The organism is Pseudomonas sp. Y3 TE3536, assembly GCF_053629175.1.
Genome location: NZ_JBRJHU010000001.1, coordinates 5,964,615 through 5,985,930, shown reverse-complemented (window position 1 = coordinate 5,985,930; position 21,316 = coordinate 5,964,615). Strand labels below are relative to the sequence as shown.

At 60.5% G+C, this 21,316-nt stretch carries 24 protein-coding genes; 11 read left to right on the top strand and 13 right to left on the bottom strand.

Features of this window, described 5'->3' with window-relative positions; translation table 11 throughout:
* Positions 1-3: 3 nt before the first annotated feature.
* Positions 4-1,077, bottom strand: coding sequence for an ABC transporter substrate-binding protein (locus tag AB7M33_RS26835; protein WP_275750539.1), 1,074 nt, complete (start codon positions 1,075-1,077; stop codon positions 4-6).
* On the opposite strand from AB7M33_RS26835, the gene AB7M33_RS26830 reads away from it, so the two are divergent.
* Together AB7M33_RS26830 and AB7M33_RS26825 are read left to right on the top strand one after the other, a co-directional pair.
* Positions 1,076-1,333, top strand: coding sequence for a hypothetical protein (locus AB7M33_RS26830; RefSeq protein WP_275750541.1), 258 nt, complete (start codon positions 1,076-1,078; stop codon positions 1,331-1,333). The genes AB7M33_RS26835 and AB7M33_RS26830 overlap by 2 nt on opposite strands.
* 76 nt (positions 1,334-1,409) lie before the next feature.
* Positions 1,410-2,474, top strand: coding sequence for a sigma-54 interaction domain-containing protein (locus tag AB7M33_RS26825; RefSeq protein ID WP_099429798.1), 1,065 nt, complete (start codon positions 1,410-1,412; stop codon positions 2,472-2,474).
* A gap of 144 nt (positions 2,475-2,618) precedes the next feature.
* On the opposite strand, the gene ttdB is transcribed toward AB7M33_RS26825, so the two are convergent.
* The 3 genes from ttdB to AB7M33_RS26810 are packed head-to-tail and all read right to left on the bottom strand — an operon-like array spanning position 2,619 to position 5,522.
* Positions 2,619-3,227 (bottom strand): L(+)-tartrate dehydratase subunit beta, encoded by a 609-nt coding sequence (ttdB, locus tag AB7M33_RS26820; RefSeq protein ID WP_027593743.1) that lies wholly within the window; start codon positions 3,225-3,227, stop codon positions 2,619-2,621.
* Positions 3,224-4,123 (bottom strand): L(+)-tartrate dehydratase subunit alpha, encoded by a 900-nt coding sequence (gene ttdA, locus AB7M33_RS26815; protein WP_238212120.1) that lies wholly within the window; start codon positions 4,121-4,123, stop codon positions 3,224-3,226. Before ttdA ends, ttdB begins: the two co-directional genes overlap by 4 nt.
* A 49-nt stretch (positions 4,124-4,172) precedes the next feature.
* Complete coding sequence (locus AB7M33_RS26810; RefSeq protein ID WP_265967397.1) at positions 4,173-5,522, bottom strand: dicarboxylate/amino acid:cation symporter; 1,350 nt, start codon at positions 5,520-5,522, stop codon at positions 4,173-4,175.
* Between the two features lie 192 nt (positions 5,523-5,714).
* Between AB7M33_RS26810 and AB7M33_RS26805 the strand changes: the two genes are divergently transcribed.
* From AB7M33_RS26805 to AB7M33_RS26790, 4 genes are all read left to right on the top strand, one after another.
* On the top strand, positions 5,715-6,641 hold the full coding sequence (locus AB7M33_RS26805; RefSeq protein ID WP_027593740.1) for a LysR substrate-binding domain-containing protein: 927 nt from the start codon (positions 5,715-5,717) through the stop codon (positions 6,639-6,641).
* Between the two features lie 110 nt (positions 6,642-6,751).
* On the top strand, positions 6,752-7,261 hold the full coding sequence (locus tag AB7M33_RS26800) for a sigma-70 family RNA polymerase sigma factor (protein ID WP_027593739.1): 510 nt from the start codon (positions 6,752-6,754) through the stop codon (positions 7,259-7,261).
* A gap of 3 nt (positions 7,262-7,264) precedes the next feature.
* Positions 7,265-8,212 carry a FecR domain-containing protein gene (locus AB7M33_RS26795; RefSeq protein ID WP_454244075.1) on the top strand — a complete coding sequence of 316 codons (948 nt, stop codon included), beginning with the start codon at positions 7,265-7,267 and terminating at the stop codon, positions 8,210-8,212.
* 327 nt (positions 8,213-8,539) lie between these two features.
* A complete protein-coding gene (locus tag AB7M33_RS26790) occupies positions 8,540-11,017 on the top strand; it encodes a TonB-dependent siderophore receptor (RefSeq protein WP_454244074.1) in 2,478 nt (825 codons plus the stop codon).
* 51 nt (positions 11,018-11,068) lie between these two features.
* Here the strand turns inward: AB7M33_RS26790 and AB7M33_RS26785 are convergent, their stop codons facing one another.
* Positions 11,069-11,509, bottom strand: a complete 441-nt coding sequence (locus tag AB7M33_RS26785) for a GNAT family N-acetyltransferase (protein ID WP_265967394.1) — start codon at positions 11,507-11,509, stop codon at positions 11,069-11,071.
* A 167-nt stretch (positions 11,510-11,676) separates the two neighbouring features.
* On the opposite strand from AB7M33_RS26785, the gene AB7M33_RS26780 reads away from it, so the two are divergent.
* The 4 genes from AB7M33_RS26780 to AB7M33_RS26765 all read left to right on the top strand — a co-directional run bounded on the left by AB7M33_RS26780 (position 11,677) and on the right by AB7M33_RS26765 (position 15,686).
* A complete protein-coding gene (locus AB7M33_RS26780) occupies positions 11,677-11,931 on the top strand; it encodes a helix-turn-helix domain-containing protein (protein ID WP_027593735.1) in 255 nt (84 codons plus the stop codon).
* Positions 11,915-13,147: a type II toxin-antitoxin system HipA family toxin gene (locus tag AB7M33_RS26775; protein WP_454244073.1), complete on the top strand. Its 1,233-nt coding sequence runs from the start codon at positions 11,915-11,917 to the stop codon at positions 13,145-13,147. Before AB7M33_RS26780 ends, AB7M33_RS26775 begins: the two co-directional genes overlap by 17 nt.
* Positions 13,148-13,258: 111 nt before the next feature.
* On the top strand, positions 13,259-13,738 hold the full coding sequence (locus AB7M33_RS26770) for an isochorismatase family cysteine hydrolase (RefSeq protein ID WP_027593733.1): 480 nt from the start codon (positions 13,259-13,261) through the stop codon (positions 13,736-13,738).
* Positions 13,739-13,835: 97 nt separating this feature from the next.
* Positions 13,836-15,686 carry a DUF3857 domain-containing transglutaminase family protein gene (locus AB7M33_RS26765; protein WP_265967391.1) on the top strand — a complete coding sequence of 617 codons (1,851 nt, stop codon included), beginning with the start codon at positions 13,836-13,838 and terminating at the stop codon, positions 15,684-15,686.
* A gap of 35 nt (positions 15,687-15,721) precedes the next feature.
* Here the strand turns inward: AB7M33_RS26765 and pbpG are convergent, their stop codons facing one another.
* The 8 genes from pbpG to AB7M33_RS26725 all read right to left on the bottom strand — a co-directional run bounded on the left by pbpG (position 15,722) and on the right by AB7M33_RS26725 (position 20,833).
* Complete coding sequence (gene pbpG / locus AB7M33_RS26760) at positions 15,722-16,645, bottom strand: D-alanyl-D-alanine endopeptidase (RefSeq protein WP_027593731.1); 924 nt, start codon at positions 16,643-16,645, stop codon at positions 15,722-15,724.
* 131 nt (positions 16,646-16,776) lie between these two features.
* Entirely contained in the window at positions 16,777-17,970 is a 1,194-nt protein-coding gene (locus AB7M33_RS26755; protein ID WP_454244072.1) for a tyrosine-type recombinase/integrase, read from the bottom strand.
* Positions 17,971-18,192: 222 nt separating this feature from the next.
* The gene (locus AB7M33_RS26750; RefSeq protein WP_454244071.1) at positions 18,193-18,690 is read right to left on the bottom strand and encodes a hypothetical protein; all 498 of its coding nucleotides are present in this window, start codon (positions 18,688-18,690) and stop codon (positions 18,193-18,195) included.
* 536 nt (positions 18,691-19,226) lie between these two features.
* The gene (locus tag AB7M33_RS26745; protein ID WP_454244070.1) at positions 19,227-19,637 is read right to left on the bottom strand and encodes a phage protein NinX family protein; all 411 of its coding nucleotides are present in this window, start codon (positions 19,635-19,637) and stop codon (positions 19,227-19,229) included.
* Positions 19,634-19,939 (bottom strand): hypothetical protein, encoded by a 306-nt coding sequence (locus AB7M33_RS26740; RefSeq protein WP_454244069.1) that lies wholly within the window; start codon positions 19,937-19,939, stop codon positions 19,634-19,636. Before AB7M33_RS26740 ends, AB7M33_RS26745 begins: the two co-directional genes overlap by 4 nt.
* Positions 19,936-20,187, bottom strand: coding sequence for a hypothetical protein (locus AB7M33_RS26735; RefSeq protein WP_454244068.1), 252 nt, complete (start codon positions 20,185-20,187; stop codon positions 19,936-19,938). The genes AB7M33_RS26740 and AB7M33_RS26735 overlap by 4 nt, the downstream gene beginning before the upstream one ends.
* Positions 20,184-20,540: a hypothetical protein gene (locus tag AB7M33_RS26730; protein ID WP_454244067.1), complete on the bottom strand. Its 357-nt coding sequence runs from the start codon at positions 20,538-20,540 to the stop codon at positions 20,184-20,186. The genes AB7M33_RS26735 and AB7M33_RS26730 overlap by 4 nt, the downstream gene beginning before the upstream one ends.
* Positions 20,537-20,833: a hypothetical protein gene (locus tag AB7M33_RS26725; RefSeq protein WP_454244066.1), complete on the bottom strand. Its 297-nt coding sequence runs from the start codon at positions 20,831-20,833 to the stop codon at positions 20,537-20,539. Before AB7M33_RS26725 ends, AB7M33_RS26730 begins: the two co-directional genes overlap by 4 nt.
* A gap of 180 nt (positions 20,834-21,013) precedes the next feature.
* Between AB7M33_RS26725 and AB7M33_RS26720 the strand changes: the two genes are divergently transcribed.
* Positions 21,014-21,316, top strand: coding sequence for a hypothetical protein (locus AB7M33_RS26720; RefSeq protein ID WP_186702670.1), 303 nt, complete (start codon positions 21,014-21,016; stop codon positions 21,314-21,316).

Below are 21,316 nucleotides of genomic sequence, written 5' to 3'. Positions count from 1 at the left end.
TTCTCAAGGTTGTTGGCTGATTTGAGCGTCCAGGGACGGCCAATAGTGGGTGAGCTGCAGGTCGATCAGCGCCTGGCGGGTGAAGCCTGTGGCCAGGTCGCTGCTGATGTCGTAGGGCGTGCGGATCAGGCGGTTGGCCAGGGCGTATTGGCCCAGGGCGTCGTAGTGGGCTTTGAGTTGGGCATCGCTTTTCGGCGCCCAGCGCGCTTTCCAGGCCACCGGGTCGTCCTGGTCATCGCGGCGCAGCACGCTTTCGGCCACCCCGGCGCGGGACGACAGCGCGTAATAGGCGTCGCGGTTCTGCGCTTGGGAGATCCACCAGGCCGCGCGCACCCAGGCCGTGGCCACCAACTGCGTGAGGTCGGCGTGCTGCTGCACGAAGCGGTCGGTGCCCCACAGGTCGGACACCAGCCGCCAGTCGTTGGCGCCTTGCTTGGTCGACCAGAGGATCCGCGCCACGCCTTTGTCTTCCAGGGCGTAGGCTTCGTTGAGCAGCACGGCGGCATCGACCTTGCCGGCCGACACGGCGGCGGCACCGACCTGCGGGTTGAGGTTGGCGATCTTGAAGTCGGTCAGCTTGAGGCCCTGGCTTTCCAGGAAGTTGCTGAAGGCAAACTCCCATGGCCGCCCGCGGTGCAGGGCCAGGCGCTTGCCTTTGAGGTCCTGGATGCTGCGCACCGCAGAGCCGCTGGGCACCACCAGGTAGATGTTGTTGCCGCTGCCACCCGGCACGATCAGCTTGCCGGGCACTTGGCCGGCGCCAGCGATGACCGAGGGCAGGTCGCCGCGTACGGCGAAGTCCAGGCTGTCGTTGCTGAAACCTTCGTTGATTTGTGGCCCGGCGCCGGCGTGGGGCAGGGCGGTCCATTGCAGTTTCACGCCGCGGGCGGCCAACTGCTGTTCGAGCCAGCCGTCTTCGATCACCCGCCCCGGGATGCCCCCGAAGACCGGCGCGCCGCCTTGGGTGAAGGCAACGATGGCGATGCGCACCGTTGCCGGTGGTTCGGCGGCCAATGTGGTCAGGCTGAGTAACAGGCCGCCCAACAGGGCCAGGCCGTGACGCCAGAGTGTGTTCATGTGCGGCTCCAAACAAGGGTTCAACAGGTCTGGGCCGCGTGCTGCAGCGAACCAGGCATTGCCAGGCCAGGAGCGAAATGCATGCCAGTCTTTGAAAAGGTGGCTGCAGGCCTTTAACGGCGGGGCCTTCAGCACATGGGAGGGTCGCGGCGGGCAGCCCAGCCTGCTGATCGGCACGCAGGGCAGTGCTGGCGCGTTGCTGCTGCAGCAGCAGTCGGCTGCTGGAAAATCAAATATTCAAAAATGGAATATATAAAGATGAATTAATAATTTTTTGATCTAATTTGTTTCGGGCACTATGGGGCTGCGCGTCAATTGCCAGGAATGCCCCCATGTCGCTGATCACCCACCCTAATGCCCGAGAGCTGACCAAGTCGGTACGTGCCACCGTGCTTGTGTTCAAGGACCCTCGCTCCCAGGAGCTGCTCAGCCGTATCGAGCGCCTGGCGCCCAGCGAGGCCAATACCCTGATCATCGGCGAAACCGGAACCGGCAAAGAACTTGTCGCTCGCCACATCCATCAGCTGAGCCGCCGTGGCCGCGAACCGTTTGTGGCGGTGAACTGCGGTGCCTTTGCCGAAACCCTGGTGGAAAGCGAACTGTTCGGCCATGAGAAAGGGGCGTTCACCGGTGCCACCTCGAACAAGGCCGGTTGGTTCGAGGCGGCCAATGGCGGCACGCTGTTCCTCGACGAGATTGGGGACCTGCCGTTGAACATGCAGGTGAAGTTGCTGCGGGTGCTGCAGGAGCGCGAAGTCGTGCGGCTGGGCTCGCGTACACCGATCCCGATCAACGTGCGCCTGGTGGCTGCGACCAACGTCAACCTGGCCGACGCCGTGGTGGCAGGGCATTTTCGCGAAGACCTGTTCTACCGCCTGCACGTCGCCACCATCCGCCTGCCACCGCTGCGTGAGCGGCCCGGCGACATCCTGCCCTTGGCCGAATTTTTCATCGAAGAGCATTGCCGGCGCCTGGGTTATGAACGTGCGTCGCTCAGCCCGGATGCCGAGCGCAAATTGCTGGCCCACAGCTGGCCGGGCAACATCCGCGAGTTGGAAAACGCGATCCACCATGCCTTGCTGGTATGCCGCTACCAGGTGGTAGCGCCCGCAGACCTGCACCTGGTGGACATGAGGCCGCAAGGTGCGGCCCAGGTGTACGCCACGCAGGCCAACGCCCCGGCCGCGCTCGCGGCGCCGCCTAACCTTGAAAGCGCCTTGTTGGCGTTGTTCGAGCAGAACGTGCCGAACCTGTATGAGCACATCGAGGAGACGGTGTTCCGGGCGGCGTATCGGTATTGCCACGGGAACCAGCTGCAGACCGGGCGGTTGTTGAACATCAGCCGCAACATCGTGCGGGCGCGGCTGGAGAAGATTGGCGAATTGTCGAAGGCATGAGGTGCTTGTATCGGGGCTGCTGCGCAGCCCATCGCCGGCAAGCCTGGCTCCCACAGGTACTGCACATGGCTTGAGGTCTGTGCAGTCGAGGTGGGAGCCCGGCTTGCCGGCGATGGGCCGCCTAGCGGCCCCGATTTGGCGCGGTTATTTGATAAAGCGAACCTGGCTGTTGATCTTCTCGATCACCGCCCCTTTGCGCGCGTTGAAGCGGGCCTTGTTCTGTTCGAACAGGTTATTGCCCTTGGTGTCGATGGAAATGATCAGCGGGCCGAACGCCCGTACCCGGTTGACCCACAGGGTTTCAGGCATCCCCAGGTCTTGCCACTCGGCACGTTCGATCTCTTCTACCTGCGTTGCAGCCAGCACCGCACAGCCCCCTGGGAACACCGCATGCACGGCTTTGTTTTCCAGGCAGCCGGTGGTGGTTTCCGGCCCCATGCCGCCTTTACCAATGATCAGCTTGACGCCGGTTTGCTCGATGAACTGCTTTTCGAACTTCTCCATGCGCATGCTGGTGGTCGGGCCAATGGACACCATCTCGAAACTGCCATCGTCTTTTTTGCGCACGATAGGCCCAGCGTGGAAGATCGCACCGCCGCGCAAGTCAACCGGCAACTCTCGCTTGAGCTCGATCAAACGACGGTGCGCGACGTCGCGGCACGTCACCAACTGGCCGGTGAGATAAACCACGTCGCCGACATTGAGGTTGGCCAGGTCTTCGTCTTTGATCGGGGTGGTCAGGATCTTTTTCACAGTACTACCCCTTCGTGCGAGAGGATGTCGTAGGACAGGTCGGCGTTGATGCGGATCTTGCCGCGGCGGTGCGCCCAGCAACCGGTCGATACCGCGACGCCAATGGTCGAGGGGTGACGCGCGGAAGACTCGATGTTCACGCCCATGACACTGCTGTTGCCAGTCAGCCCCTGCGGGCCGATGCCGATTTCGTTGAGGCCGTCTTCCAGAAGCTGTTCCATCATGGCGGCGCTTTCGTTCGGGTGGCTAGAATCGACCGGGCGCAGGATCGCCTTTTTCGACAGGCGCGCAGCGGTCTCCACCGAGGTCGACACGCCAACGCCAACCAGCAGGGGCGGGCACGCATTGACGCCTCGCGAAGTGATCACGTCGAAAACAAACTCAGTGACCCCTTCATAACCCTGGCCTGGCATCAGTACCTTGGCCGAGCCTGGCAAGGTGCAGCCACCACCGGCCATGTACACATCGACAATGGCGTAGTCGGCATCCGGGATGATTTCCCAGTCCAGCCACGGGATCTTCGAGCCGGTGTTGGTGCCGGTGTTCTTTTCGATGAAGGTTTCTACCGCGTTGTGGCGCAGCGGGCCCTTGATGGTGGCCTCTTTGGTGGCGTTTTCCAGAATGCCTTCAAGCTCGCTCAGTAGCGGGAACCTGGCCCCCGCCGAGATGAAGTACTGAATGACCCCTGTGTCCTGGCAGCTGGGGCGGTCGAGTTTGTCGGCGTACTCCTGGTTGTCGGCCATCGAGTCATACACGGCAATGGCCAGTGGGTTGGTTTCTGCGGCGCGCAGTTTTGCGGTTTTCTCCTTGACGTCTTTGGGCAGGCGCTTGCCGATATAGGCGGTGAACTTCGCCATCACGTCGGTGAGCGATGACACGGCTGATTCTTTATCCACGGTTTTTTCCTCACTGCATCACAAGGCTGATTGTTCGATGTCTGGGTGTTCAGGGGGCCAGGGTGCCGCTGGTGCTGGCCTCCCTGTGTAGAAGCGGGGTGTGTAGCTGAGCGGCCTCGGGTTTTTCGGGTTCTGCGGGTAGCTGGCCGTCCAGCACCTGGGCCATGCGCGGTTTGTCCAAAGCGCCAACCCAGTGCGCGATGGCCACGGTGCCGACGGCGTTGCCGATGGTGTTGGTGATGGCGCGGGCCTCGGACATGAAGCGGTCGACGCCCAGCAGCAGCACCATGCCGGCCACGGGGATGTTGTCCATGGTTGCCAAGGTCGCGGCCAGGGTGATGAAGCCGGAGCCGGTCACACCTGCAGAGCCTTTGGAGGTCAGCAGCAGCACGCCCAGCACGATCAACTGGTCCATCAGCGTCAGTGGCGTGTTGGTGGCCTGGGCGATGAAAATGGCCGCCATGGTGTAGTAGATGCATTGCCCGTCCGGGTTGAAGGTCAGGCCGGAAGGGATCACCAGGCCCACCACCGGTTTGGACACGCCGACCTTCTCCAGCTTGTTCATCAGTTGCGGCACCACCGACTCCGATGAACTGGTGCCCAGTACGGTGAACAGTTCTTCCTTGAGGTACTTGAGGAACTTCCACAGGCTGAAACCGGACAGCCGAGCGATGGCGCCCAGCACAATCACCACGAACAGGAAGCAGGTCAGGTACATGGTTGCCATCAGCTTGCCGAGCGAGACGATCGAGCCCAGCCCGTACTTGCCGACGGTAAATGCCATTGCACCGCAGGCCGCGAGCGGCGCCACGCGCATGATCATGCCGACGATAAAGAACATGCCGTGGGAGAACGCTTCAAGCACATCGACCATCGGTTTGCCGCGCGGGCCCAGGTGCGAGAGGGCGATGCCGAACAAGGTCGAGAACAGCAGGATCGGCAAGATCTCATTCTTGGCAAAGGCATCGGTCACGCTGCCGGGGATGACATGCAACAGAAAGTCGATGAACCCGCCCGAGCTGTTTGCAGCTGCCGCGGTGTAGGTGGAAATGCTTTTGGCATCGAGGGTGGCCGGGTCGACGTTCATGCCTTGCCCAGGCTGTACAAGGTTGACCACGACCAGGCCCAGCACCAGGGCAAAGGTGGACAGTACTTCGAAGTAGATCAGCGCACGCACGCCCACGCGGCCGAGCTCTTTCATGTTTTCCATTTTGGCGATGCCCAGCACCACTGTGGCGAAAATGATCGGTGCGAAGACCATCTTGATCAGTTTGATGAAGGCATCGCCCACCGGCTTGAGGTCTGCGCCGACCTGTGGCCAGAACACCCCGATCAGTACCCCGAGGGTTACCCCGATCAGCACCTGCACGTACAACTTGCCTAACACTCGCTTGGCCATTGCCGTCTCCGAATTATTGTTGTGAGTCGGTTCTTGTGGCGGCTGGGCTTATCGGTGGCGGCAGGCAACACCTGGCCGTGGCAGCTCGATAGCCCAGATTTTTTAGGGTTAATCACGCAGGGCCAAGGTAATGGTTTTTCAAAAACCGTGTAATACAATGAAATTCAACTCATTGTTTCCTTCAGGTTAATTATGAACCCAGTGTCCGAGCTGGCCTTTTTCACCCAGCTCATCCGCGTGGGCAGCTTGGCTGCCACCGCGCGTGAGATGAACCTGACCCCACCTGCGGTCTCCAAGCGCCTGGCGCAATTGGAACAGCGGCTGGGTGTGCGGTTGCTCAACCGCACCACGCGCAGCATCAGCCTGACCGCCGAGGGCGAGACCTACCTGGTCAATGCCCGGCGCATACTGGGTGAGATCGAGGAGATGGAGCGTCAGGTGTCCAGCAGCCGCGCCGAGCCCAAGGGCCTGCTGCGGGTCAATGCGCCGTTGGGCTTTGGCCGTACCCATGTGGGGCCGGCGATTTCATCGTTTGCCAAGCGTTACCCCGAGGTGGAGGTGCAACTGCACCTGACCGATCGGCCCATCCAGCTGCCCAATGACGCAATCGATGTGGCCATCCGCTTTGGTGAACTGCCTGACTCGCGCCTGATCGCGCGCAAGATCGCAGCCAACCGCCGCAGGCTGTGTGCCGCACCCAGCTACTTGGAAGCCTGCGGCACACCCGAGGTGCCCAAGGACCTGGCTGCACACAATTGCATCGTGTTACGCCAGAACGATGCCGCCTTTGGCGTCTGGCGCTTGAGCCGTGGCAAGCAGTCAGAATCGGTCAAGGTGCGTGGAAGCCTGAGCACCAACGATGGTGAGGTGGCGTTGAACTGGGCGTTGGAGGGGCAAGGCATCCTGATGCGGGCCGAATGGAACCTGGCGGACCACTTGCGCAGCGGGCGCCTGGTGGAGGTGTTGGGTGATTACCAGACACCGCCGGCGGATATCTACGCGGTTTACCTTGAGCGTTTGAACCTGTCCGCGAAGGTGTCGTGTTTCATCGAGCACTTGAGGGCGTTTTTTAAAAGCCATGCCGATGGGCCGGAAGACAGCTTGGCGGCATGGCAGTAGCGGCATGAATGAAGCCATGAATGATGTCGCGTGAATGAAGAGTTGCACAGCGTTGGATGGCTCATGTTAAATGAGAGTCATTATTAAAGACGTCCTGACCGGTTCACCCCATGTCCTGCGCTGACCCTTCCCTGCAAAAAACCGTGCATACCCTCTACGCGGAGCACCATCCCTGGCTGTGCGGTTGGCTACGTAACAAGCTCGGGTGTGTCGAACATGCGGCGGACCTGGCCCAGGACACGTTCATCCGCGTGCTGACCCTGCGCAAGGCGGCCGAGCTGCGCGAGCCACGGGCGTACCTCTCCAGCATCGCCCGTAGCCTGATGATCGACATGTTCCGCCGCCGTGCTGTTGAGCAGGCCTATTTGGAAACGCTTGCCGCCCGCCCCGAGCAGGTCGACGTCTCGCCCGAGGCGCGTACGTTGATCATCGAAGCGTTGATGGAAATCGACCGCCTGCTCGACGGCCTGGGCGCCCGCACCCGGGAGATTTTTCTGATGGCCCAGCTGGATGGCTTGAGCTATGTCGAGATCGGGCGGCGCCTGGATATTTCGGTTACCACCGTCAAGAAGCATGCAGTGCGGGCACTGACCCATTGCCTGATGCTGGCTGAGGACTGAACCGTGGCCGGGGCCCCGCCACTGGATCGGAACGTGCTCGAAGCCGCGGCGAGTTGGTATGTCGAGTTGCGCTGCGATGCCGATGAACGTACGCGCGCCGCGCATCAGCGCTGGTTGCTCAGCGATCCACTTCACCGGCAGGCCTGGGAGCGCCTGGCGCGCTTGCAGGGCACGTTCGAGCACGTGGCACCGGGCATCGCTCGGCCAACCCTGAGCAGTGCCAGGGCCAAGCGCCGCGAAGTGCTCAAGGTGATGTCGATTGTGCTGGCTGCGGGTGGGGCAGGGGGGCTGGCCTGGCACGAGGGGGGCATCGCGCGGTTGATGGCCGACCAACGCACAGGGGTTGGCGAGCGCCGTTCGCTGCGCCTGGAGGATGGCAGCCGCTTGCAGTTGAACACCGCCACCGCTGTCGATATCCGTTACACCGCCCAATGGCGCGCCTTGCACCTGTTGGGCGGGGAGATCCTTGTGCAAACCGCGCGCGACGCGCAGGCCCGAGCGTTCATCGTGCACACCGTACAAGGCAGCATTCGCGCCCTGGGCACGCGTTTTACTGTCCGCTGTGATGCTGACGTCACGCGGGTTTGCGTGCTGGAACATGCCGTGGAGGTACGCACGGCGCACTCGCTGGCGGCCGTGCGTGTCGAGGCCGGTCAGCAACTGGTCTTTCGCGCGGATGAAGCCGGCGTGGTACAGCCCGCGACAGCGCTGGCGGATGCCTGGACCCGCGACATGCTGGTGGTGGACGACTGGCGCCTTGCCGATGTTGTTAGCGAACTGCAACGTTATCGGCCCGGCCATCTGGGGTGTGACGCGGCCGTGAGCGAGCTGCGCCTGTCCGGCGCGTTTCAGCTGGGCAATATCGATACTGCCCTGGACAACCTCACCCGCACCTTGCCGGTACGCATTCGGCGGTTCAGCCGGTTCTGGACGCGGGTCGAGGCTGTTTGAGGGCTTAGGGGAGAAGGTGTTCGCTCAGCATTTTCAGCGCCTATGAGATCGAGCGCCGCCCGCGCGGCGCTTCGCAGCACAAGGCTGCTCCTACAGTTGTTTCGGGCCAGTCGCGCCTGTGCGCAGGAATAATTGGCCCGAAAAAATGTAGGAGCAGCCTTGTGCTGCGAAACGCCGCGTGCGGCGCTCGATATATGCCTCACATCAAAACCAAAAGCAGGCACTCTTTTACCCAAGGGGGGTTATCGATTTCAATTCTCATTCGACTTGTTAAGTAGAGGCGCATCAGACGCCGTAAAAAACTGCCGCAGGGCGAAAGGAATACCCATGCTCCCTTCAGACACTCGCAACCCCGTTATCCTCATCAACTGTGCCAAAAAACCCTTGACGCGGGCGGTCAATCGCGCGCTGTTCAGCATCGCGCTCGCGACGCCTCTGGCTGCGGCGATGATCGCCCCGCCAGCCATGGCCCAGACCCGTGTCGAAGCCGCATTCGACATCCCGGCCGGCCCGCTGGGCGCTGCGCTCACCCAGTTCGCGGAGGCGGCGGGGGTGACCGTGTCGTTCGAGCCGTCCTACGTGCAGTCGTTGAAGTCGCCAGGCTTGCATGGCCGCTACAGTGCCGAGGCCGGGCTGCGCCAATTGCTGGTAGGCAGCCAGTTGCAGGTTCTGCGCCAGGCCAATGGCAGCTATTCGCTGTTGCCCATGGTCGGGGACGCGTCGACGCTGCAACTCGACAGTACCAGCATCACCGGCACGTCCGTGGAGTCGGCCTACGGGCCGGTAACCGGTTATGTCGCCACCCGCAGCGCGACGGGGACCAAGACTGATACGCCGATTCTGGAAATCCCGCAGGCCATCAACGTCGTCACTGCTGACCAGGTACAGGCCCAGGGCGCGCGCAACCTGACCCAGGCATTGCGTTATACGCCGGGGCTGGCAACGGGGGGGTTCACCGATCGCAACAGCATTGCCGACGAAATCACCAGCCGCGGCTTCGCCCCGACCCCGCTGTACCTGGATGGCGCGTACCTGCCGTATGCGGGCAGCCTGGGCGGCGCGCCACAGATCGACCCCTATACCCTGGAACGCATCGAGGTGCTCAAGGGCCCATCGTCGGTGCTCTACGGGCAAAACCAGCCGGGCGGGCTGATCAACATGGTCTCCAAACGCCCGACCCGCGAGCAGCGCAACCAGGTCAAGCTGGGTGCCGGCAGTTACAACCGGGCCAACGGTGCGTTCGACACCAGCGGCCCATTGGATGAGCAGGGCACGTTCACCTATCGCCTGGTCGGTGTGGCTGACAAAGGTAATGAGCAGGTGGCGCACACCCACAGCGAGCGCCTGCTGCTGGCACCGAGCCTGACCTGGGCGCCGAACGAAGACACCGCCCTGACGGTGCTGGCACAGGTGCAGCGCGACGACGGCCTTGCCGACTACCAGTCGCTGCCGATGATCGGTTCGCTCAAGCGTGGCCCGACGGGCCAGCGCATCGACCGCGACTTCTTCTCGGGCGACTCGCACTACAACGATTACAAGCGTAACCAGTACATCTTCGGCTACGACTTCAGCCACCGCTTCAGCGATGACCTGGCGCTACGTTCCACAGCGCGCTACACCGATGTGCGTGACCGCTACAAAGGCTTCTACCTGCGCAGTTTCGTTACGGACGACGAGGGGGTGGATTACACCCGGGCCAACCGGGTCAAGCTCGACTGGCGCCAGCACAATATCGCCTACACCCTCGATAACAATCTTGAGTACAAATTCAATACCGGCGCGCTGCATCACACCACACTGGCCGGCGTGGACTACCGCCACTTCTCCCGCAAATACGATGGCTACAACGCCTACAACGTGTTGCCGGTCGACCTCTACGGCAAGAACAACTACGACACCAGCAGCGTGACCCCTGTGCTGGACACCCAATGGGACAATACCGTTCGCCAGACTGGGGTGTATGTGCAGGACCAGATCAAGCTCGACCAGTGGATCCTGACCGTTGGTGGCCGCCAGGACTGGGCAGAAATCGACAACAAAGACCTGCTGGCCAAAAGCATCGCTTCACAGCGTGACAACAAGTTCACGGGCCGTATCGGCCTGACCTACGTCACCGAGTTTGGCCTGGCGCCTTACGTCAGCTATTCCCAGTCGTTCTTGCCGACACTGGGCACGGACAGCGCCGGCAAGTCGTTTGAGCCGACCGAGGGTGAACAGTACGAAGTGGGGGTTAAGTATCAGCCGGTCGAGGGCACCTTGCTCACCGCGTCGCTGTTCCAGGTCAAGCAGAAGAACGTGCTGACTCAGGACGACGACAACCCCCAGTACCAGGCGCAGGACGGTGAGGTGCGCTCGCGTGGCGTTGAACTTGAACTCAAGTCCACCCTCGACAACATCGACGTGCTGGCGGCAGCCACCTACATCGACTCGTTCTACACCAAGAGCAACTACGGCGACCAAGGCAACCGCAGCGAGTCGCAGGCGCCGGTATCGGCGTCCCTGTGGGTGGATTACCACTTTACCCAGGCCATGCTCAACGGCCTCACCTTCGGCGCAGGTGCCCGCTACACCGGCCGTAAACCGGGTGATTCATCCAACTCGTTCGACGTGCCGGCCTACGCGGTGTATGACGCTACCGTCAGCTACGACCTGGGCAAATTCGACGCGAGCCTTCGCGGTTTGCAGGCCAGCCTGAATGTACAGAACATCTTCGACCGCGAGTATGTGTCGGACTGCAACTACGCGTTCGGTTGCTATTACGGCCAAGAGCGCGTGGCGTCGGTGGAGATGACCTACGATTGGTGATCGGGGGGTAGCCATGACCGGTGTTCGCGGGTTCGCGTGCGAACACCCGCCTCACGAGAGGAATTTGACAAAGATGAGCTCGGGATCGCCCTCATCCAAGTTGTCGATCTGCCCGCTCCTGATGAAGCCCAGTTTGCTAAGAAGACCCTGCATCGGAGCATTCGATGCATTCGTCGAAGTGAACAACTTGCTACCCCTGCATTGCGCCTCCAATGTCCGCATGATGGCTCCGGCAATACCGCGGCGGCGTGCCGACTCCCTCACCACGACCAGCGCAATGAAGGAATGGTCGTAGAAGGCGTCGTTGAGCACGCCGTACCCCGTCAGTAGCGAGGCATCGTGCGCGTCCGCAGCTACCCAGCATTGGCGACTGGCGATTGCCTGGGCGATGAAGGACCGCCGTTGCGGCGCATGCCGGGCAATGGCGTCCAGCGCTATAAGCGCATCGACGTCTTCGGGCTGAGCGAGGCGTGGGGTTGAGTGCAAATCCATTGTGCGGGCTGCCATGGAAGGAGAGTGGCGAGTTTAGCGGCGAAGACGAGTAAGCTGCGAGCACTCATCCGATTTGATCTATAAAACGCTATACAGCGTTTTTTGAATCAAATACGATGCATTTATCGGATTCTTCAATTAATGCACTGTATATGATGCGTGGCGATATGGGCGACCTAGGGCTTCTGATCAAAAAATTGCGTAAAGAGGCAGGCCTTTCCCAAGCGCAGCTTGCTCTACGGCACGGCATGAGCCGCGCGACCATCTCGGGGATTGAAAACAATACGATTGCGGAGGTCGGGATTCGCAAGGTTGCAGCGATCCTGGAGGGATTGGGGTATGAGCTGACGGCTATACCCAAGCGTCGACGCATGACGCTCGACGAACTAAAATCCGCAAGTGTCCATGATCATGGTCGCTGATCGTTTGTATATTGGTGCCAGCGGTGTGGCCGTCGGCACGCTCGGGCGCAGCGAGGCCAATACGCGCGATTCGATCTTCTCCTATAACGGGGCGGTCGCTCAGGAGCAAGCAGTCTCGCTGACCATGCCAGTACGTCTTGAGAGCTATACCTGGGAATACGGAATCCATCCACTGTTCGAAATGCACATCCCTGAGGGATACCTCAGAGACGAACTCGTGCGGCGTTTCAGCAAGTCAGTACGCGGTTTTGACGACTTCGCCTTGCTCGGTATCGTTGGTCCGCACCAGTTGGGCCGTATCAGCATCGCCCATCAAGTAAATGGCGAGCCGCTGCCGGGGGTCAAGCTCGCCTCGTTATTGATTCATGATGGGGCAAAGGATCTGTTTGATGATCTGATGAGAACTTACGCGTCGTACTCCGGGGTGTCAGGTGTACAACCTAAGGTATTGGTACGTGACATTGGCGATGCCGAGGTCGAGGTTGAGCGGCTCACGCATCGTGGTGCCACGCACATAGTCAAGGCGTTCAACGAATCTGACTTCCCGCAACTGGCGGCGAATGAGTTTTTTTGTATGCGGGCAGCATTCTATTGCGGTCTAGAGGTCCCTGAGTTTCAACTCAGTCAGCATGCAAGGTTCCTGGTTGTTAAGCGGTTCGACATCGGCGATAGCAACTACCTCGGCTTCGAGGACATGTGCGTGCTATCCGGCTGGGGGACAAGAAAGAAGTATGACGGCAGCTACCAGGGCTGCGCACAGCTGATCAAGTCCTACGTCACGCCTAGCCGAGTGACCAAGGCGCTGGAGGACTTTTTCATCATGGTGGCGCTTTCTGCGGGTATTCAGAACGGCGACGCGCATTTGAAGAATTTTGGTTTGCTCTATGAAAACTGCGCTGAAGACGCCGACATCTGGCTCGCACCGGTTTACGACCTAGTGACGACAACCGTGTACAAAGCCAATGACATCATGGGGCTGTTGCTGGGAGGGTCCAAGGCGTGGCCGAAGCGCAAGATGCTGGTTCAGTTCGGGCGTAGCGCCTGCAATTTCACAGAAGCCCGCTGCAACGAATTGCTCGGTAGAGTGCATACAGGGATGAACTCTGCACTGGCGGAGATTTCCGAGTACCGAAACCACCATCCTGAATTCGAGGTGGTTGGGGCAAAGATGGAAGCTGCGTGGATCGCGGGGATGGCTAGAAGTATCAGACCTTAGCATTGCATCGGCGGTAGCCTCGATGCGGGTCATGCAGGCACTGTTTTCAGCAAACCGCAGTGCTAGCACCACGTTATACTCGGCGCTTTTTGCCCATGGCCGGAGACCCTTATGCGCCAGGTTTTGCTCATCGTCGATGTTCAATCCACCTTCAGCCCGCCCGAATGGCTGGTCGACGGTTTGCGGCGGTTGTCGGCGAATATCCCGACCATCGCCTCGGTCGAACTGCACGATGAGCAGGCCACGCCGTTCCAGCGTCAATTGGGCTGGCACCCGGCAGCCGAGGACGAGAGCCTGGTCGAAGCGGACCAGGTGTTCGTCAAGCATGGCTACGGGCAGACCGTCGAAACCCTCGAATACATCAAGCAACTGGGCGTGGAGCGGGTGCTGGTGTGCGGCATGCAAACCGAAACCTGCGTGCTGGCTGCAGGCTTTGCGTTGTTCGATGCGGGGCTCACGCCAACCCTGGTGACCGACATGACGGTAGGGTCGTCGCTGGACAGGTCCGGGAAGATGGGCATCGACCTGTGGAAACACCACTTCCGCCAGGTGACGACGTCTGCCGAGGTGTTGGCCGCGCTGGCGATGTGAGCACAGGAAGTGCAATCATTTTGCTATCTTTCTACGCCAATGAGTATCATTGTCGATTAATGACGGCCTCGATACACCTGGATTGAGAAGGATCTCCATGCTGAAACAGTCTTACCTTGTCGCTGTGCTGCTGCCGCTTGCAATGAGCTGGTGTGGCTCGGCGCAAGCCTTCACCGATGGCACTGACCGCTCCGTGACCTTGGAAAAGGTCGAGCAGACCTTTGTCGTGCAGAAGGATGGCAGCCACCGCCTGGACGTCGACAGCGTCTTGCTGATCAATGACGAGCGCGCCATCAAGGCCCGCGCCCAGCAGCCGGTGAGCTTCAACCGCTCGCTGGAAACCTTGGAAGTGATCGAGGCCTACACGCAAAAGCCCGATGGGCGCAAAGTGCGGGTGGATGCCGCGCACATCAAGGAACAGCAAGAGCAGGCGTCTGTGCAGGCGCCGATGTTTCAAGACAGCGTCAACAAGGTGATCATCTTCCCTGAGGTCGCGGTGGGGGATCGCCTGGTTCTGCATTACCAGCGCAACCGTGTCACGCCGCTGTTCCCGGGGCAGTTCGAAGACATCACCGTGCCGGAATTCCACCCGGTCGGGGAGTTCACTCTGACCTACGACATGCCCGAGGACATGCCCCTGCAAGCGGACGCGCGCAGCTTCAAGGCGTCGATGCCAGCGGCTGCACCCGGGCGCAAGGTCTACCGCTGGGATTACGTACCGGCGGACCGGGCGCGGATCGAAGCCAGTGCGGTGTCCTACCTGGACTACGGGCACTATCTGGCCGTCTCGACCTTCACCGATTTCAAACAGTTCGCCGAGGCCTACCAGGCACGGGCCAAGGTCGAGGTCACGGCACCGATCACCGAGTTGGCGCACCGCCTGACGGCCCATTTGCCTACCGCACGGGAAAAGGCGCTGACGCTCAGCGACTGGGTACGTGAGAACATTCGCTATGTCGCCGTGTATGTCGGTGCCGGTGGGGTGGTGCCACATGCCGCGCAGACCGTGCTGGACAACCGCTACGGTGATTGCAAGGACCATGTGGCACTGCTTGAAGCGCTGCTGACGGCGGCGGGTATCAAAAGCACGCCGGCCTTGATCAACCTGGGCAATGCTTATGTGTTCCCCAAGGTCCCTGCGCTGGGGGTGTTGAACCACGTGATCACCTACGTGCCGAGCCTGGACCTGTATTTGGACTCCACCGACCCTTCGATTGCCGCAGGCTACCTGCCGCTGGGCACCTTGAACAAGCGCGTGCTGCTGACTGCCACAGGCGAGTTCGGGCGTACCCCGGCCATCCAGCTCAACAAGGTGTCCAGCGAACTGAAGTTCAAGGTCAACGGCAAGGGAGCGGCGGACTTCACCAACGTTGCCACCGTGCAAGGCTGGGCCAGCGAGGTCAGCCGCTATGGGGTTAAATCGATGAAGCCGGCCGACCGTGAACTGCTCGTCGAAAAAGTGCTCGGCGCCTATGGGCAGCGCGGCAGCGGCACGTTCGAGGTACGCCCGCCGAGCGCCAGTGGCGAGTTTGTCAGCACCGTCGATGGGCGCACGGAAAACCTCGTCAACCTGCCCGGGCCGGTGGGGGTGGTGGCCTTGAGCAGCCTGGCAGGGGGCATCTCGCAGAACGTCTACAGCTTCGCAATGGAAAAGGAACGCAGCCAGCACTTCGTGTGCATTTCCAACGACACCGTGGAAACATCGCGCTTCGAATTCCCACCGGAGGTCAGCGTGCTGGCAATCCCCAAGCAGGTGCGTCTGCAAGACGCCAATGTGGAATACAGCGCGCGTTACGCTCAGGAGGGGAATGCGGTGGTGATCGAGCGGCACTTCAAGTTCAGCCGCCCGAACGTGGTGTGTTCACCCGAGGATTTTGCCGCCATGAAGCCGACGCTCGAGGCGATGGTCAAGGACCTGCAGAGCCAGATCATCGTGCAAGCGAGCTAGCCCCCAGGTCGTACGCCAATAGCAACGCGCCTGGCTTACTCGGCCGCCAAGCGCCCCTTCACCCGGTCAGCCTTGTACTGCATTGCCACTGCTGGCGCAGGCTTGGCTGCACCGGTTTCCAGCCACTGGCGCATGCGGCTGGCATCGGCAAAGTGGGTGTACTTGCCGAAGGCATCGAGGATCACCATGGCCACCGGGCGGTTGTCCATGCGGGTCAACAACACCAGGCAGTGGCCAGCCTCGTTGGTGAAGCCGGTCTTGGTCAGCTTGATGTCCCAGTTGCTCTTGTTCACCAGATGGTCGGTATTACGGAAGCCCAAGGTGTAGTTGGGCGCCCGGAAGGCCACGGTCTTCTCGCGGGTCGTCGACAGTTCGCTCAGCATCGGGTACTTGCGCGACGCCATCAACAGCTTGGACAGGTCGCGGGCGCTGGACACGTTCTGCGTCGACAGGCCAGTCGGCTCGACATAGCGGGTGTGCGCCATGCCCAGGCTGCGGGCCTTGGCGTTCATGGCCTTGATGAACGCCGGGTAGCCGCCGGGGTAGTGGTTGGCCAGGCTGTTGGCCGCACGGTTTTCCGACGACATCAGGGTAATCAGCAAGGTCTCGCGGCGGTTCAGCTGGCTGCCCAGGCGCACCCGCGAATACACACCCTTCATCTCCGGGTTGTTGGCGATGGTCATGGTGAGCATTTCATCCATGGGCAGCTTGGCGTCCAGCACCACCATCGCCGTCATCAGTTTGGTCACCGAGGCAATGGGCACCACGCGGTCGGCGTGGCTGGCATACAGTTCCTGATTGGTGTTCAGGTCGATCAGCAATGCGCTGCCCGAAGCCAAGTGCAATTTGGCCGGGTCACGTTGCACCTGGGCCGGGGGTTGTGCAGCAGCAGTCGACGGAAGGGTCGCGGTACCTGTGAGCAACAGCAGCAGGCTGAGGATGGACAGGGATGTTTTCACGTTGAGGCTCACTAAAAGTTGGTATGTCGTTGGCTGTGCAAGGGTTTTCCCCCAAAAAACCGCTGCATTGTGGAGTATGGCCTAAACCGTGTCGAATGCCTTATGACTAAAGGGCGTAACGTGAACGAAATTTAATCCTGTACCAATTCTGTACCAATTACCTGCTGTTCAAGCTTGGCCAATTCGGACCAATCGTTGGCTGAATTCAGCCACTTCGCGTACGTCGTCAACAGCACCTGGACCGAGTGCCCAAGCTGCCCCGCGATGAACGCAGGGTTCATCCCAGACATAAGGCACATCGTGGCATATGTGTGCCTGCAGTTGTACTGAGGACGCGCAGGAAGCTTCAATGCCGCGATAGCCTCATTGAAGTGTACACCGGGAGTATCAGTGCCCTTCATGTACGGCGATGAGCCGGAAGGCTGAAAGACGTAGGATGACTCTGTAGAGACTCGGCGCTTCTGTCTGGAACGATAGTGTGCGATCTCCTTTGCCTTGGCCAGGGCGCCCAAAGCTCGACTGTTGAGCATGACGGTTCGGGTGTACTTCGTCTTTGTTCGTTCCACCACTTGCTTTTCCACCACGATCCGGCAGACGTGTGCCGTCCTCTTGTCGAAGTCAATCTCGTCCCAACGCAGCGCCATGACCTCTCCAGTGCGCAAGCCAGTGTAGAAGGCAAACTCATAGAACGCGGCGAATACCTGGTTGCATCGGGAGAAGTTCGCATACATCCACGCGATCAGAGCATCAGCTTCTTCCACCGTGAACGGGTCCACCTGCTTCTTGTTCTTCTGAGGCAGTTGGATTGCAGCAGCCGGGTTCCTGTCTACCACCTCGTCATACACTGCTGCTCGGAACATCGCCTTTACCCTGGCGATAGCGGCGCGTTTGACTGTCGAACTCTTCCACTGGGTCTTTGCGACTACCTCCCTCAGCACCATCGGTGTAACTGCCTTGATCGGCAGCGTTGCCAGATGGGGCATCCAATAGTTGTTCATTAACCCCTTGTAGTTGACGCGGGTGTCGTGCACCACTTCCAGGCTGTTTAGCCAGGTCTGGGCGTACTCGCCGAACATGATTTCATTCACATGCGCGAGATAGCTGGACGTGGGGAATAGCTCGGCATACCGCTTCTCGTCCAGTACCCCGTGTTTGGCAAGGCTGATTACTTGAGCGCGTAAATCGGCTGCCGCTTTGATCCCCTTGGCGGTTTGGGGATGCGCGAGAGTTTCGGACCGACGCTCACCGTTCCAAGTAAAACGGATCCGGATGGATTTACCGATGAGTTCGACTCCAGTGGGTAGCCCCAGCTTCCTTCCAGCCACGCTTCATATCTCCTGATGCTGTAAAAAATCCGGCCGTCGATCTTTTTCCAGACCCCCTCGGGGATCACGCCGCGGCTTCGCTTACCTTCCAATGCGCGCTTGGTCGTTCCGACCAGCTCTGCCATCTTCTCCTCAGGGACCTTGTCGGATACATAGGCCACCGGCTGGCGATCTTCGTTTTGCATAATGGTCTCCACGCCGCCGGTGGCGGCAGGTTGGTGGTCAGGCGGGGATCTTCTCGAGCACGGCGTCAGCCACCTTGATAGCGGCCTGGGCGTCGTCGACGTAGGCGGGCGTGAAGCCTCCGGCGTAGTGGATCACTCGTTGGCAGGCATCCAGTTCTTTGCGCACCAGGCGCAGCGCCTGCACCAACTCTTCCTGCAGAGCGCCCTCGGCGCGGCCGACATCCCAGAACTCCTGACCCCAGTGGCCAGCAGGCGGAGGGTTGCTGTTCTGCTTGCGGAAAGCCATGGCTCCGAGGATTGCGTCACAGAGCAGGCGCTTGTAGATGTTCTCGCCATCGAGGCTGAGGCCACCGCGACGACGCAGAGTGCTCACGACCTCGTCGACGTTGAGGCCGCTGTCCTTGAGCACAATGTCGAGCTCTGGCTTGCCGGCGGTGTAGATCACTAGGGCCAACTTGGCATCAGGCCAGAGGTCGGCGGCCAGGCGCTCCAGGCAGTCGTTCGCGGTGTGGTGGAAGCGTTCTGTTGCGGACATAGGTCATCCTCGCCCGCGCATGTCGGCGGGTTCATGTGATTAAATTGGAGCTCTAAAGGAGAGGTGATATGGGCAAGGAAACCAGGAAGCCGTTCGGCTACGTAGCGGTCACACTGATACCCACTGGTATCGGGTTTGTAATTGGCGGTCTGCTGTCAAAACAGCCTGCATGGATATACAGCGGCCTTGGCTTGGCTATACCGGGGGTGTTGCTGGCTGCGACGCACTTCTTGGCGGTGCGTCGGCGGGCTTGAGTTTTAGGGGATGCGGCTTTGCTTTTGGCTGCAATAGCGCTTTTAATCCACCCCTCACCATAACTAGAGGGATCTTGAAGTGAATGATTGGGTGGACTTTTTCGAGGATTTTCCGGAATACGACGATTCCGATCTTAGTAGCAAAAAAATGGAGCCGGCTTTGGATAGGGAGCTGGTCCAGCACAGGAAGAACGAGAGGGACGAAGTTCAAGCAATGCTTGATGCCGCTCTTCTTCAGAATCCTCTGAAGAAAGTAAGGTAGTTCGAGCTTGGGCGTCCGCATTAATGGGTTGCGGACGCGACCAGTTCCTTCGGCACCTGGACGGTATCGCCGAGCTTGGCTTTGACCAGTCCTCGACAGAAGGCAATTAGTGCAGTTGGGCCATAGCACCAGAATCCGGACCTTCCCGGGCCGGAGCTGTATCGGAAGGCTTCATCAGCCAGGTGGGCCTCGTAGTGCAGACCGCCATTGTGCTTGTCGATCAGCGGGCCGCCCTGGTCCCAGTTAGTGGATGGTCGAAACCCGAAGCCTTCGGATGCGCCGCGAATGCTCACGCTGGTGAAGACGCCCCGGGGACTGATAATCGTCAGGTGGTTCTCGGTGTCCTGCTTGTAGCCTTCGGCCATGGCCACCGCCCAGTCCAGCGGCGCACCGATTAGGTTCGATACCCTCACTTCGATCAGGTCGGTCATGGCAGTACCTTCAGGCCTTTAGCCTTGATCGAAGCAGTGAGGTGACCGAGATACTTCGGGAAGACGAATGACTCACCTTCCACATTCTCAAACTGCTCCCAGTACTGCTGGCTTTTCATGTCGGGCATTTGGATGACTACGGCCTCGCGCGAGGCCTGCCAGCCCTTCTGGAACGACTCCCAGTCCGCCTGGGCCATCGGGTCGATGTAGTTGTTGCCCTTCGGAGGCTGGCGGCGATGGTCGCGGGAGTTGGTGCGCTCGAAGGCCTGGCGCATTTGGATGACCTGAATGGATTCGCTCACAGCTGATACCTCTCATCAATCCAGCGCCCAGGCGCCATAGCGGGTGTAGGTTCGGGTTGGGTTTCGTGCGGGGAGAGCTGGCGCTCGTTGCCGGCCTGCAGCTGGCTGTCGGGGATGCAGCTGATGCCGACCCCATTGAGCAGGTAGCAGGTGACGCCGCGCTGGCTGTCGTGCTGCACGTCGATGACGTTCTCGGTTGCGCTGGCGCCGGTGGCCAGCAGCAGGAGGCAGAGGGCAAGGCGGGTCATCTGTTCACCTCCACACTAGGCATGTGCTCGTCTGCCAGCGCCTTGGCTAGGCCTACGGGCCACCAGTAGAGCGGGCGCTGATAGCGCGGGTTGTAAGTCTCGCGAATGATCAGGCCCTTCTTCTCCAGGGCTTTGAAGGTGGCGAGCACCGCCGCCGCAGCAATCCCCAGTCGCTCGCCTACCTGCCAAGTCAGGCCGCCAAGGCCAAACACACACGCCTCGTCCCCCTTCAGAAGCTTCTCGCAGTCCTGCTGGTAGAGGTGGGGCGTCTTGCTGCGGTAACGGACAGCGTTGCCCTGGCCGATATCTCGCAGGGTTTCGAGAACATCTTGCTGGCGCTCAGTGAGCTTCATGGCTGCACCTCAGCGTTGTAGCGCTTGTAGTCCTCGCCGAACTCCCAGCAGTAGGTCGCCGGCCATGCGCCTGGCGTGCCTTCCTCGACGAATACGTATCGGTGCGCAAACTCGCCCGATCGGTCCGGCACCGTCTTACACCATTTGTGCTGCGGGCCGCCCAGGAACCAGCCTGGGCATTTCTTCACGGCTTCAGCCATGAACACATCGAGGTCGTGATGGCCCTTGCTCATTGCGATGTAGGTGTCGCTGCCGACGCTTTGCACCTCCAGTGGATACTGTTTTGCAGGCATGGTCGTTCCTTGGCCGCCATATCGCGGCAGTTAGTTGTACAATATATTGATTTTGTAGAGGTTATTCGGCCGGTGGTCCGATTCAGCTCACAGTTCGGCCTTTACCGGTTGTGCACTGGTACCGCTTCGCTATGGTGGTCTTTGGCCCTAAACAAAAAGACATCAGTCCTAGGAGGCGGCATGCGCATGCGCGGCGACGTTTATTGGCAGTGGTCGGACCCAACCCTGCACCACCGGGACCATGACGAAACTCTCGATGACGGCACGTTTATCGATGTGCAGGTCCGGCTGTCTCGCACGGGCAACACGCAGATGTTCATCGGCGTCTATGCGGCTTCTGGCGCTGCGATCCACGAGGAAGCTTTCGACTCCCGCCCAGGCGAATCGATGACCAGGGCATTGGCCTGGGGTGTAGGGCGTGCCCGCCGGATTGCCACTGAAGGTCTGGCTGCAACGGAAAAGATTGCGGCCTGCTCGAAATAG